The organism is Intrasporangium sp. (assembly GCF_039812505.1).
In the GTDB taxonomy this organism is placed as follows: domain Bacteria; phylum Actinomycetota; class Actinomycetes; order Actinomycetales; family Dermatophilaceae; genus Intrasporangium_A.
On the sequence record NZ_JBDIAQ010000118.1, the window covers coordinates 1 to 10,849 of the forward strand.

14 protein-coding genes are annotated in these 10,849 nt (G+C 74.5%); 5 read left to right on the top strand and 9 right to left on the bottom strand.

The genetic code is table 11. The annotated features are described in order from the left end of the window. Nucleotides 1-17: 17 nt before the first annotated feature. The 9 genes from WMI84_RS13635 to WMI84_RS13675 form a co-directional block, all read right to left on the bottom strand. On the bottom strand, nt 18-1,064 hold the full coding sequence (locus tag WMI84_RS13635; RefSeq protein WP_347354044.1) for a glucose 1-dehydrogenase: 1,047 nt from the start codon (nt 1,062-1,064) through the stop codon (nt 18-20). Between the two features lie 53 nt (nt 1,065-1,117). Further along, the gene (locus tag WMI84_RS13640; RefSeq protein WP_347354046.1) at nt 1,118-2,188 is read right to left on the bottom strand and encodes an ATP-binding cassette domain-containing protein; all 1,071 of its coding nucleotides are present in this window, start codon (nt 2,186-2,188) and stop codon (nt 1,118-1,120) included. After that, nucleotides 2,176-2,949 (bottom strand): ABC transporter permease, encoded by a 774-nt coding sequence (locus WMI84_RS13645; protein WP_347354048.1) that lies wholly within the window; start codon nt 2,947-2,949, stop codon nt 2,176-2,178. The genes WMI84_RS13640 and WMI84_RS13645 overlap by 13 nt, the downstream gene beginning before the upstream one ends. After that, complete coding sequence (gene modA, locus WMI84_RS13650) at nt 2,946-3,779, bottom strand: molybdate ABC transporter substrate-binding protein (RefSeq protein WP_347354050.1); 834 nt, start codon at nt 3,777-3,779, stop codon at nt 2,946-2,948. The genes WMI84_RS13645 and modA overlap by 4 nt, the downstream gene beginning before the upstream one ends. Then, on the bottom strand, nt 3,776-4,171 hold the full coding sequence (locus WMI84_RS13655; protein WP_347354052.1) for a TOBE domain-containing protein: 396 nt from the start codon (nt 4,169-4,171) through the stop codon (nt 3,776-3,778). Before WMI84_RS13655 ends, modA begins: the two co-directional genes overlap by 4 nt. A gap of 44 nt (nt 4,172-4,215) precedes the next feature. Then, on the bottom strand, nt 4,216-4,737 hold the full coding sequence (locus tag WMI84_RS13660) for an SRPBCC family protein (RefSeq protein WP_347354054.1): 522 nt from the start codon (nt 4,735-4,737) through the stop codon (nt 4,216-4,218). Continuing rightward, nucleotides 4,734-5,096: a metalloregulator ArsR/SmtB family transcription factor gene (locus WMI84_RS13665; RefSeq protein WP_347354056.1), complete on the bottom strand. Its 363-nt coding sequence runs from the start codon at nt 5,094-5,096 to the stop codon at nt 4,734-4,736. The genes WMI84_RS13660 and WMI84_RS13665 overlap by 4 nt, the downstream gene beginning before the upstream one ends. Before the next feature lie 116 nt (nt 5,097-5,212). Beyond that, nucleotides 5,213-5,962 (bottom strand): phenylalanine--tRNA ligase beta subunit-related protein, encoded by a 750-nt coding sequence (locus WMI84_RS13670; protein WP_347354058.1) that lies wholly within the window; start codon nt 5,960-5,962, stop codon nt 5,213-5,215. 165 nt (nt 5,963-6,127) lie between these two features. Continuing rightward, nucleotides 6,128-6,805, bottom strand: coding sequence for a uracil-DNA glycosylase (locus tag WMI84_RS13675; protein ID WP_347354060.1), 678 nt, complete (start codon nt 6,803-6,805; stop codon nt 6,128-6,130). A 72-nt stretch (nt 6,806-6,877) separates the two neighbouring features. Here WMI84_RS13675 and WMI84_RS13680 point away from each other — a divergent pair, with 72 nt between their 5' ends. From WMI84_RS13680 to WMI84_RS13700, 5 genes are all read left to right on the top strand, one after another. Next, on the top strand, nt 6,878-8,116 hold the full coding sequence (locus WMI84_RS13680; protein ID WP_347354061.1) for an amidohydrolase family protein: 1,239 nt from the start codon (nt 6,878-6,880) through the stop codon (nt 8,114-8,116). A gap of 34 nt (nt 8,117-8,150) precedes the next feature. Beyond that, nucleotides 8,151-8,861: an HAD-IA family hydrolase gene (locus tag WMI84_RS13685; protein WP_347354063.1), complete on the top strand. Its 711-nt coding sequence runs from the start codon at nt 8,151-8,153 to the stop codon at nt 8,859-8,861. 121 nt (nt 8,862-8,982) lie between these two features. Next, nucleotides 8,983-9,270, top strand: coding sequence for a DUF3263 domain-containing protein (locus WMI84_RS13690; protein ID WP_347354065.1), 288 nt, complete (start codon nt 8,983-8,985; stop codon nt 9,268-9,270). Nucleotides 9,271-9,302: 32 nt separating this feature from the next. Beyond that, entirely contained in the window at nt 9,303-9,761 is a 459-nt protein-coding gene (locus tag WMI84_RS13695) for a GNAT family N-acetyltransferase (RefSeq protein WP_347354067.1), read from the top strand. Then, nucleotides 9,761-10,831: a P1 family peptidase gene (locus WMI84_RS13700; protein WP_347354069.1), complete on the top strand. Its 1,071-nt coding sequence runs from the start codon at nt 9,761-9,763 to the stop codon at nt 10,829-10,831. The genes WMI84_RS13695 and WMI84_RS13700 overlap by 1 nt, the downstream gene beginning before the upstream one ends. The last annotated feature ends 18 nt before the right edge of the window (nt 10,832-10,849 follow it).

Below are 10,849 nucleotides of genomic sequence, written 5' to 3' on the forward strand. Positions count from 1 at the left end.
CGTGGGGGGCGCGTGCGTCACAGCTCGATGACGACCTTCACGTCGCCGGGCTGCGGCGTGAAGGCGGCGGCGAACTGCTGCAGCGGGACCCGACGTGTCACCAGCCGCTGCAGCCAGCCGGGCTCGGCCTTCGCGAGCGCGGCGGCCCCCTGCTCGTAGTGGCGCAGGTTGGCGTTGACGCTGCCGACGACGACGTCGTTCTGCAGGACGATCTCGCGGTTGACCTGCCCGACGTCGACCCCGAGCTTGCGGCCGCCCGAGGACACCCCGGTCAGGCACGAGATGCCGTAGGACGCCGTCTCGGCCAGCGCCGCCAGCACGAGCGCGCTGACGCCGGTGGCCTCGATGACGATGTCGGGTCGCACCTGCCGGGCCACCTCGTCGACCGGGTCGCTGTGGTAGGTGGCGCCGAGGTCCGCCACCAGCGCCGGCTTCGGGCCGTCCGTGACGATGTCGAGCACGTGGACCTCGAGGCCGCGCTGGACCCCGAGCAGTGCGGCCAGCAGGCCGACCGGCCCGGCGCCGGTGACCAGCACCCGCTCCGGCTCGAACCACGCCCGCGCGCCGATCCGCTCGACCTGCTCCCAGGCCTTGGCGACGACGGTCGTCGGCTCGAGCAGCATGCCGACCGGCTCCAGCCGGGGGTCGAGGCGGACGGCGTAGCCCGGCTCGACGGACCACTGCTCGCTGCAGTACCCGTGGATCTGCTTGATGCCGCGCTCGGTGTACCGGCCGTTGCGGCACATGTCGAACTCGCCGTGAGCACAGGCGCCGCACGGGACCGGGTCGGGGCGCCGGACGACCCCGACGACAAGGTCGCCCGCGCGGAACCCGCTGCCCTGCGGGGCCTTTCGTACCCTGCCGAGCGACTCGTGCCCGATGACGAGCCGCTCCTCGCCGGGGGGTGCCCAGCCGTACGCACCGGCCGCGATCTCCTTGTCGGTCCCGCACACGCCGACCGCGATGCCGTCGACCAGCAGGTCGGTGTCGGCCACGTGGGGCTCGGGCACGTCGCGCACCTCGAGGGTGTCCGGGCTCAGCGGGATCGTCGTCAGCGCTCGCATCCACTCAACGTACGCCTAGTGCCGCAACGCCTCCGGGGAAGGCGCGGCCGGGGTCAGCGGGGATAGGTGCCGACCTCGGTCGCCTTCACCGAGGCCCACAGGTCGCTGCCGACCTGGATGCCCAGCGCCGCGACGGAGGCCAGCGTGACCTCGGCGATCAGCTCCAGCGGCCCGGTCAGGGACACGCGGGCGGACTGGCCCCGCAGGGTCACCTCGGTCACGCGCATCGGCCAGGCGTTGCGGGCCGACCCCTCGGGCGGGCCGCGGTGCAGGACCACGGCGTGGGGCGAGATCGCCGCCCAGACCGGTCCGAGCGGGCTGGTGCCCACGACGAGCGGACAGCCGCCGTCGAGAGCCAGCAGCTCGTGCGAGTCTGCTTGGGCGGCATACAGGTTGAGCCCGACCACGGTGGCCACGTACGGAGTGCGCGGCTCGCGCAGGACCTGGCCGGGGGTGCCGACCTGCGTGACCGCGCCCGCCTCGACGAAGACGAGCCGGTCGGCCAGCGTGAGCGCGTCGAGCGGGTCGTGGGTGACCAGGACGGTGACGCCGGCGTAGTCGTGCAGGCGCCGGGCGAGGTCGGTGCGGGTGCGGGCGCGGGTCTCGGGGTCGAGCGCGGACAGCGGCTCGTCGAGCAGCAGCAGCTCGGGGTCGACGGCGAGCGCGCGGGCCAGCGCCACCCGGGCGGCCTGACCGGACGACAGCTCGCCGGGCCGGGCGTGGGCGAGGTCGCCGAGCCCCACCCGCTCGAGCTCCAGCCTTGCCCGGGCTCGCGCGGTCCGGGCCGCCATGCCCCGGCTGCGCGGGCCGTAGGCGACGTTGTCGACGGCCCGCAGGTGGGGGAACAGGAGCGGGTCGGCGAGCATGAGCCCGACGCTGCGCTGCTCCGGCAGGCGACGGGCCCGGCCGGCCCGCTCCCAGGTCGCTCCCGACACGACGACGTGGCCCTGCTCGAGCGGCAGCGCGCCGGCCAGGGCGAGCACCGCCGAGGTCTTGCCGCCGCCGTTGGGGCCCAGGATGCCGACGACCTCTCCACGCGCCGCAGCGAGCGTGACGTCCACGCGAAGTGTCCCGCGGGTCAGGGCGATTCGCGCGTCGAGCCCGGTCTCGGTCAGCGGACCCACCGACCCCTGAGCAGCCCGAGGACCAGCACGCTGACGGTGAGCAGGACGATGCTGATCGAGGTAGCGACCTTCGGATCCTCTTGCAGCGCAACGTAGACGGCGAGCGGGGCGGTCTGGGTGCGGCCGGCGAAGTTGCCGGCGAAGGTGATCGTGGCGCCGAACTCGCCCAGCGCGCGGGCCCAGGCCAGGGCCAGCCCGCTCGCGATGCCGGGGACGACGAGGGGCAGGGCCACCGTGCGCAGGTAGCGCAGGTCGGAGGCGCCGAGCGTGCGGGCCACGGACTCGAGCCGGGGGTCCAGCCCGCGCATCGCCCCCTCGACCGCGAGCACGTAGTAGGGCAGCGCCACGAAGGTCTCGGCGAAGACGACCGCGACCGTGGTGAACGGGATCTCGATGCCGAACGGCGCCAGGTGCTGTCCCACGATGCCGGTGCGCCCCCACGTCATCAGCAGCGCGACGCCGCCGACCACCGGGGGCAGCACGAGCGGGACGGTCAGCAATGCGCGCAGCCAGCGGGTCGCGACGTGGTCCGAGCGGGCCAGCAGCCAGGCGAGCGGGGTGCCGAGCAGCAGGCACAGCGCCGCCGTCGACGAGGTCGTCAGCAGCGAGAGGCGCAGCGCGGGCAACCCGGTCCCGCCGGTGAGGTCCTGGACCAGGTGGCCCCAGTCCGCCCGGACCAGCAGCGCCACCAGCGGCAGGGTGAGCAGCAGCACCGCGACGAGCGCCGGCCCGCCCAGCCCCAGGCGGGAGCGCCAGGTCACGGCGGTCCGAAGCCGAACGTGGTCAGGGTGGCTCGGCCCGCAGGGCTGAGCACGGCGGCCACGAACGCGCGGGTGGCGGGCTCGTCGTCGAGCCGGATGACCGGGTAGTGCAGCGTGGTGTTCAGCTTCGCCGGGATCGGTATGCCGCTGACCGCCCCCTTGGCCGCGACGACGTCCGACCGGTAGACGATCGCGGCATCGGCCTCGCCGAGGGAGACCTTGGCCAGGGTCGCCTTGACGTCGATCTCGCGCGAGACGACGTGTGGCTCGACCTCGGCCCGGGCCAGCGTCGCCGCGGCCGCCTTGCCGCAGGGGACGGTGGTCTCGCAGAGCACGACCTTAAGGTCGGTCCGGGCCAGGTCGGCCAGACCCGTGACCTTGCCGGGGTTGCTCGGCGGCACGGCGATCTCGAGCGAGTTGCTGGCGAAGAGCTCGGTGCTCCTGACCAGGCTCTGGTCGAGGGGCTTGGCGGCGGCCTGGCCGGCCAGGGCGAGCACGTCGGCCGGCGCGCCCTGGTTGACCTGCTGGACGAGGGTGGCGCTGGAGCCGTACGAGACCGCGACGCTCAGGCCCGGGTGGGCGGCCTCGAGCCCGGCCTTGATGGCGTCGAACGACTCGGTCAGCGAGGCCGCGGCCAGGACCGTGACGGTGCCACTGAGTGCGCTGCCGGTCCCGGTGCCGCCGGCCCGAGCGTCGGAGCCGGGTGCGCCGGTCCCGCCGCAGCCGGCCAGCAAGAGGATGGCCACCGTGCCCAGCGCCGCGAGCGCGGTCCGGCCGGGAGCCGGGGACAGGCTCGGCCGGTCGCGACGCGGGCCGGCGCGTCCCGTCATGCCGGCACCTCGACCACGACGTGGGTGGACTTGACCGAGGCGACCGCGACCGAGCCGACCGTGAGCCCGAGGTCGTCGACCGACTCCGCGGACAGCAGCGAGACGATGCGGTACGGACCGCACTGCAGCTCCACCTTGGCCATGACGGTGTCCTTGGTGACGGCCGTGACGATGCCGCGCATCCGGTTGCGGGCCGAGGCCCCGCCGATGACGCCGACCTCGGCCGGGTGAGCCAGCTCCCGGGCCACGGCCGCCAGCTCGGCGCCGTCGACGGTCCGGCGTCCGGACTCGTCGGTGCCCGCGCTCAGCCGGCCCGAGTCGACCATCCGACGGACCGTGTCGTCGCTGACGCCGAGCAGGGCGGCAGCCTCGGTGATTCGCAGATGCGGCATATGAGGCACCTTACAGCCGCATCTGCGGAACCTGCTACCTCCGTCTACGAGGCGCCGCCTCCGGCGCCTGCGGGCGCGGTCGGCGCCGAACCCACGAGGGCCTCCAGCCGTTCGTAGCCCTCGCGCATGCCCCTCTCCATGCCGCTGGCCACCATGGCGTCACGGCCCTCGACGGTGCGCCCGACGCTGCGGCCACGCAGGCGGCAGCGCCCGTCGCCGAGGTCGTCGAACCAGAGGAACTCGATCGCCACCTCGTCCGGCATGCCCTCGAACTCGAAGGTCTGGATGACGAGCTCGTCGTCGCGGATGGTGTGGAACAGGCCGTGAAAGCCGTACTCGGCTCCGTCGCTCCGGTGCGTGTAGCGGTAGCTGCCGCCGGTGGCGAAGTCCCAGCCCTCGATGCCCATCTCGTGGCCGTTCGGCCCGAGCCACTGCCGGACCAGGTCGGGGTCGCGGTGCGCGTCGAACACGGCGGCGACCGGGGCGTCGAACTCCCGGGTGTAGTCGATCCAGGGAACGCCTTCGGGGGCGTCGATGGTCAGCTCGTTGGTCGTGGCGTTGGTCATGGCTGCTTCTCCTTGGTGCTGCGGCGTGGTGCGCCGGGTGAGTGCTCCAGCAGGGCGTCGAGCCTGCGGAACCGTTGCTCGTGGACGAGCCGGTAGCGGTCGATCCAGGCGGTGAGCGCCTCGAGTCGGGCCGCGTTCAGGTGCACCGGGCGGCGCTGGGCCTCCCTGGTCCGGGTCACGAGCCGTGCGTGCTCGAGGACCTGGATGTGCTTCGAGACCGCCTGCTTGCTGATCTCGAACGGCTCGGCGAGCTCGTTGACCGTCGCCGGTCCGCGGCTCAGCCGAGCGATCATCGCGCGCCGGACCGGGTCGGCCAGGGCCGCGAAGGCCCGGTCGAGCAGCTCCTGGTCCGACGTCATCCCCAACCAGCTCCCAATAGCTGGTCAACTGGCTAATTGATCAACCAACACGTTGATTACACTCCCGCCGCCGCGCCGGTGTCAAGGCGACCGACCCGGTCGGCCCGGGACGGGCCTCAGCCCTCCTCATGCCCGACCCCGCGGGCCGCCACCAGCCGCCGCGAACTGCGCACCCGCGGCCCGAGCCGGGCCAGGTGGTCGACGAGCTCGTCGGCGGCCGTGTGCATCCCGTCGTCCGTGACCGGGTCGAGGGCGTCGATGACGAACAGCGCCGTCGTGGTGCCCTCCTGCAGCCGGGTGCGGCGCGCCTGGCGCCAGTTCCACCGCCGGCACGTCACGCCCGCCCCGTCGCACCAGACCACCTCGCCGGGCTCGGGGTGCTCGACGACCTCGACCCCGCCGGCGACCGTGTCGAAGGCCTCGACGCCCGTCGCGCGCAGCAGTCGCGGCGGTCCCTGGTAGCGGTCCAGGTCCTCCCCGCCGAGTGGGAGCCGGTGCAGCACCGAGATGGCGTTGTAGATGTCGGTCAGCGGGTTCACTTGCGGCAGACCGGAGCTCGCGCGGCGCAGCAGCGCTTCGAGGCTGTTGCGGGTGCGTTGCGGCTTGGCGCCGAAGCCCCGGTAGGCCTCGCGCCATGCCGCCACGTGCGGGAGCCGCTCGACCGGACAGTCGGCCAGCGCCCGACGCGCGGCATCCTCGGCGCGGGCGAGCAGGGTCGTGCTGGTGTCGTCCTGTCCGCCGGGGACCAGGCCCTCGACCGCGACGAGCAGCACCCGGTAGTCCGGTCGCAGCGCGGCGACCTCGTCTGCGACGAACGCCCCGGCGAGCAGCGCGTCCACCCGCCCGTCCCCCTTCCGCTCGACCATCCTCGTCTCCTCCCCGCCCGGCGTGCGGGCTGCCGCGGCCAGCTGTCGAGCCGAGCGTATGCCGCCGGGCCGCCGGCCGCGCCCCGCAGCCCTGCCGCCGGCCGCGCCCCGTGCCCGGGCCGCCGGCCGCGCCTTGCACCCGAGCCGCCGGGGAGGCTGGATCGGTCAGGCCAGGCTCCAGTCGACCGGCTCGGCACCCTGCCGGCGCAGCAGCTCGTTGGCCCGGCTGAACGGCCGCGACCCGAAGAACCCGGACCGTGCCGACAGCGGCGACGGGTGCGCGCTCTCGATCCGCGGGACCGGTCCGAGGATCGGCACGAGCGACCGGGCGTGCCGGCCCCAGAGGATCGCGACCAGCGGGCCGCCGCGGGCCACGAGGGCCCGGATCGCCTGCTCGGTCACGGTCTCCCAGCCCTTGCCGTGGTGGCTCGCGGGCCTGCCCGGCCGGACGGTCAGCACGCGGTTGAGCAGCAGCACGCCCTGCTCGAACCAGGGCGTCAGGTCGCCGTCGGTCGGCACCGGCAGGCCGAGGTCGCTGCTGAGCTCGGCCTGGATGTTCTGCAGGCTCCGGGGGACCGGCCGCACGTCCGGCGCCACCGAGAAGCTCAGCCCCACCGGGTGGCCGGGGGTCGGGTAGGGGTCCTGCCCGACGACGAGCGCGCGCACCTCCCCGATGGGCCGCGAGAAGGCGCGCAGCACCACGTCCCCGGCCGGCAGGTAGCCACGTCCCGCCGCGACCTCGGCGCGCAGGAAGTCACCCAGGGCCGCGATCGTTCCCGCGACCGGCTCGAGCGCGGGCACCCATGACGGGTGGACGTTCTCGCTGAGGGGTCGGGCGGTCACGCCGCCACCGTAGCGCCAGTATCGTCGGGCAGGACGCACGATCCGGCGCCGTCCGACGCGAAGGAGCCACCCATGCCAGTCGTACTCGAGGGGCGCGCACTCGTGGACGGAGCGCTCGCCGACGTCCGCATCGAGGTCGAGGGAGACCGCATCGTCGCGGTCACCCCGGTGGGTATGCCGCCCAGCGGGCCCCCGGACGCGGCCGCGTACCGGGCGGGGCGAGCAGACGGCCCGGGCGGTGGAGCGGCCGAGGCCCGGGACGCTGGGGGAGCCGACCGCCTGGCCGACGGCACCGGCGACGGCACGGTGATCCTGCCGGGGGCCGTCGACATCCACACCCACGGCGGGGGCGGGACCACCTTCCTCGACCTGGATCCCGAGGCCGCCGCGGCGGCGGCGCGCCACCATCACGAGCGGGGCACGACGAGCCTGCTGGCCAGCCTCGTCACGCTCGCCCCGGCCGACCTGGCCCGGGGGGTGGAGATCCTGGCCGACCTGGCCGACGACGGCCTCGTCGACGGGATCCACCTCGAGGGCCCGTGGCTGGCCGAGTCCAGGTGCGGCGCCCACGACCCGGCGCTGCTGCGCGACCCGGACCCCGTCGAGGTCGAGCACCTGCTGCGCCTCGGCCGCGGCCACGTCCGCCAGGTGACCCTCGCCCCCGAGCGCACCGGCGGGCTCGAGCTCGTCCGGCAGCTGACCGCCGCGGGGGTGCACGCGGCCGTGGGACACAGCTCGGCGGCATACGGCACCGTCATGGCGGCGGTCGAGGCGGGCGCCGACCTGGCCACCCACCTGTTCAACGGGATGGACCCGTGGCACCACCGGACGCCCGGGGCGGTGCCGGCGCTGCTGCGGGCCGCGCGGGCCGGTGACGTGGTGGTCGAGCTGATCGGCGACGGCGTCCACCTGGCCGACGAGACCGTCGCCAGCGTGGTCGACCTCGTCGGTGCCGGCCAGGTGGCGTTCGTGTCGGACGCGATGGGCGCGGCCGGGATCGGCGACGGGCGCTACGTGCTCGGCGGGCTGCCCGTGGTCGTGTCCGGCGGCGTCGCCCGCCTGGTGACCGACGACGGCCGGCCGGGGTCGATCGCCGGGGGCACGTCCCACGCGATGGACATCGTGGTGCGGCAGTGGCGCGCGGGAATCGGCCTGGCCCGGGCCGTGCAGGCCGGGTGTCTCACCCCGGCGGGCGTGCTCGGGCTGGCCGACCGCGGGGCGATCCGGCCGGGGGCGCGCGCCGACCTCGTCGTGGCGGGCCCGGACGGCGTGCAGCAGGTCCTGCGGGCCGGCCGCCGGCTCGCCCGATGAGGCCATCGGCGCGGTTGTCGCCTACGCTCTGCGGATGACCTCGCAGTCCAGGCCCAGGTGGAAGTCCGTCGTGTTCGACCTCGACGGCACGCTCGCCGACACGGTGGAGCTCATCGTCCAGTCGCACCAGCACACGATCGGCACGAAGCTCGGCAAGCAGGAGGACCCGGCCGTGCTGCGCACCTGGATCGGGCGCACGCTCGAGGTGGCCTACCACGACTACTGCCCCGAGCGGGCCGACGAACTGGTGGCGGCCTACATCGAGTGGAGCGACGCCAACACCGCCCGGCTGCTGCGCGGCTTCGACGGCATCGGCCAGGTCGTCGACCAGCTCGACGCCGCCGGGCTGCGGCTGGCCGTGGCCACCTCGAAGCGCCGCTCGCAGGCCACCCGGGTGATGAGCGAGCTCGGTCTCGACGAGCACATCGAGGTCCTCGTCACGATGGAGGACACCGACAAGCACAAGCCCGACCCGCAGCCGCTCCTGATGGCGGTGCAGGCGCTGGGTGGCACGCCGGCCGAGGCGGTCTACGTCGGCGACGCCGTGGTGGACACCCTCGCGGGCAAGGCGGCCGGGATGTCTACCGTCGCCGTGACGTGGGGCGCCGGCCACCCGGACGCCCTGGCCGGGGTCCGGCCCGACCGGGTGGCGCACACCCCGCAGGAGCTGAGCAGCATCCTGCTCGGCGCCCCCCGAGCCGAGGACGGCGCGGCGGTGGATCGACCCGGCCCCCGGCCTGCCTGAATGACAGTCCTGTCATTCCGGTCTAGGGTTACGTCCGGAGCCGGCGTCAGGGGGCCGGCGGAGGACGTCACGACCTGACGAGCGGAGCAGTGAGTATGAGCGCAGCAGTGAGCGCCCAACCATGACCGAGCACGCCACGGATCGGATCCCGGGCCACGAGCATCTGAGCGAGCGCGACCAGGAGATCCTCGCCTTCGAGCGGCACTGGTGGAAGTACGCCGGCTCCAAGGAGCAGGCCATCAAGGAGCTGTTCGACATGAGCGCGACCCGCTACTACCAGGTGCTCAACGCGCTGCTCGACGACCCCGTCGCCCTGGCCGCCGACCCGATGCTCGTCAAGCGGCTGCGCCGGATGCGCACCCAGCGCCAGCGGGCCCGCACCAGCCGCCGCCTCGGTCTGGGCCACTGACAGCCCACGCCGCGCGTGGTTCACTTTCGGTCATGCCCGACGTCCTGATCCGCCGTGCCGGCGCCGACGACGCCCTGGTCGTGGCGGCCCTGCACCTGCAGTCGGCCCGTGACCTCGGCCAGGACGGGGAGCCCGGGTTCCTCGACCGCTTCGTCGACGCCTGGCTCGCCAGCCGGCCCGACCACCCGACCTGGGTGGCCGAGAGCCGCGGCGAGCACGCCGGGGTGCTGTCCACGCGCCGGCTGCGGCCGTTGCCCTTCCCCGGTCGGCCCGAGGTGAGCTGGCTCTACGTCGGGACGATCTTCGTCGCGCCCGGCCACCGCAAACGCGGCATCGGCCGGGCCCTGATCGAGGGGATGCTGGAGTGGTCCCGGGCCACCGACGTCAAGTGGGTCCGGCTCAACGTCGACCCCGCCCAGCACCACTTCTACCGGAGCCTCGGCTTCCGGCTGGCCGACACGATCCTCGAGTACGACCTGCGGGAGAGCTGATGAGACCGGGGCCGTCGAACACGCTGGTCGACGTGTCCGGGCTGCGGGTCGGCCACTGCACCCGCGACGAGCCGGGCTGGCTGACCGGCACCACCGTGGTCGTCGCGCCACCGGGCGGCATGGTCGCCGGGGTCGACGTGCGCGGCGGCGGGCCCGGCACCCGCGAGACCGACCTGCTCGACCCGCGCAACCTCGTCGACCGGGTCCAGGCGATCCTGATCGGTGGCGGCAGCGCGCCGGGGCTCGCCGCCGCCGACGGCGTCGTCCAGGGGCTGTTCGACGACGGGGTCGGCTGGGAGATGGACACCCCCGAGCACCTCGTGCCGATCGTCCCCGGCGCGATCCTGTTCGACCTCGGCCGGGCCGGCACCTGGCGCAACCATCCGGGCGCGACGGACGGCAGGGCGGCATACGACGCTGCCACGGACGCGCCGGTCGCGCTGGGCAACGTCGGCGCGGGCACCGGGGCCCGCGCGGGCGGCTTCAAGGGCGGGCTCGGCTCCGCGAGCGTGGTGCTCGAGTCGGGCGTGACGGTCGCGGCGCTGGTGGCGGTCAACGCCGTCGGGTGGCCCGTCGACCTGGGCACCGGCGAGCTGTATGCCGCCCGGTTCGGCCTCGGCGACGAGTTCGGCGGAGTGGGCCGTCCCTCCCCGGAGGACGTCGCTGCGGCACGGGAGTGCTACGCGAGCAGGCCCGACGCGATCCCCGGGCTGCCCGGCATGGCCACCACGATCGGGATCGTCGCGACCGACGTCAGCCTGGGCAAGGCGCAGTGCCAGAAGCTCGCCGGGATCGCGCACGACGGGTTCGCGCGGGCGTTGCGGCCGGTGCACACGCTCTTCGACGGGGACACGATCTTCGGGGTGTCCACCGCGCAGCGCGAGCCCCTCGAGCCGGAGGGGCTGGCCTTCCTGATGGAGGCCGGGGCCGACTGCATGGCCCGGGCGATCGGCCACGCGGTGCTCGCGGCCGAGTCGGTCGACCGGACCGGCGACGGCGGGATCGCGATGCGGTCCTGGCGCGCCGCGTTCCCGTCGGCCCTCACCCGATCGACAGTGCAGCAATCCTGATCGACAGTGCAGCTTTCC

Bases quoted from the DNA above. Each gene is read 5' to 3' on its own strand.
- WMI84_RS13635 (WP_347354044.1), bottom strand. From the start codon at position 1,064: ATGCGAGCGCTGACGACGATCCCGCTGAGCCCGGACACCCTCGAGGTG.
- modA (WP_347354050.1), bottom strand. From the start codon at position 3,779: ATGACGGGACGCGCCGGCCCGCGTCGCGACCGGCCGAGCCTGTCCCCG.
- WMI84_RS13655 (WP_347354052.1), bottom strand. From the start codon at position 4,171: ATGCCGCATCTGCGAATCACCGAGGCTGCCGCCCTGCTCGGCGTCAGC.
- WMI84_RS13660 (WP_347354054.1), bottom strand. From the start codon at position 4,737: ATGACCAACGCCACGACCAACGAGCTGACCATCGACGCCCCCGAAGGC.
- WMI84_RS13665 (WP_347354056.1), bottom strand. From the start codon at position 5,096: ATGACGTCGGACCAGGAGCTGCTCGACCGGGCCTTCGCGGCCCTGGCC.
- WMI84_RS13670 (WP_347354058.1), bottom strand. From the start codon at position 5,962: ATGGTCGAGCGGAAGGGGGACGGGCGGGTGGACGCGCTGCTCGCCGGG.
- WMI84_RS13680 (WP_347354061.1), top strand. From the start codon at position 6,878: ATGCCAGTCGTACTCGAGGGGCGCGCACTCGTGGACGGAGCGCTCGCC.
- WMI84_RS13685 (WP_347354063.1), top strand. From the start codon at position 8,151: ATGACCTCGCAGTCCAGGCCCAGGTGGAAGTCCGTCGTGTTCGACCTC.
- WMI84_RS13690 (WP_347354065.1), top strand. From the start codon at position 8,983: ATGACCGAGCACGCCACGGATCGGATCCCGGGCCACGAGCATCTGAGC.
- WMI84_RS13695 (WP_347354067.1), top strand. From the start codon at position 9,303: ATGCCCGACGTCCTGATCCGCCGTGCCGGCGCCGACGACGCCCTGGTC.
- WMI84_RS13700 (WP_347354069.1), top strand. From the start codon at position 9,761: ATGAGACCGGGGCCGTCGAACACGCTGGTCGACGTGTCCGGGCTGCGG.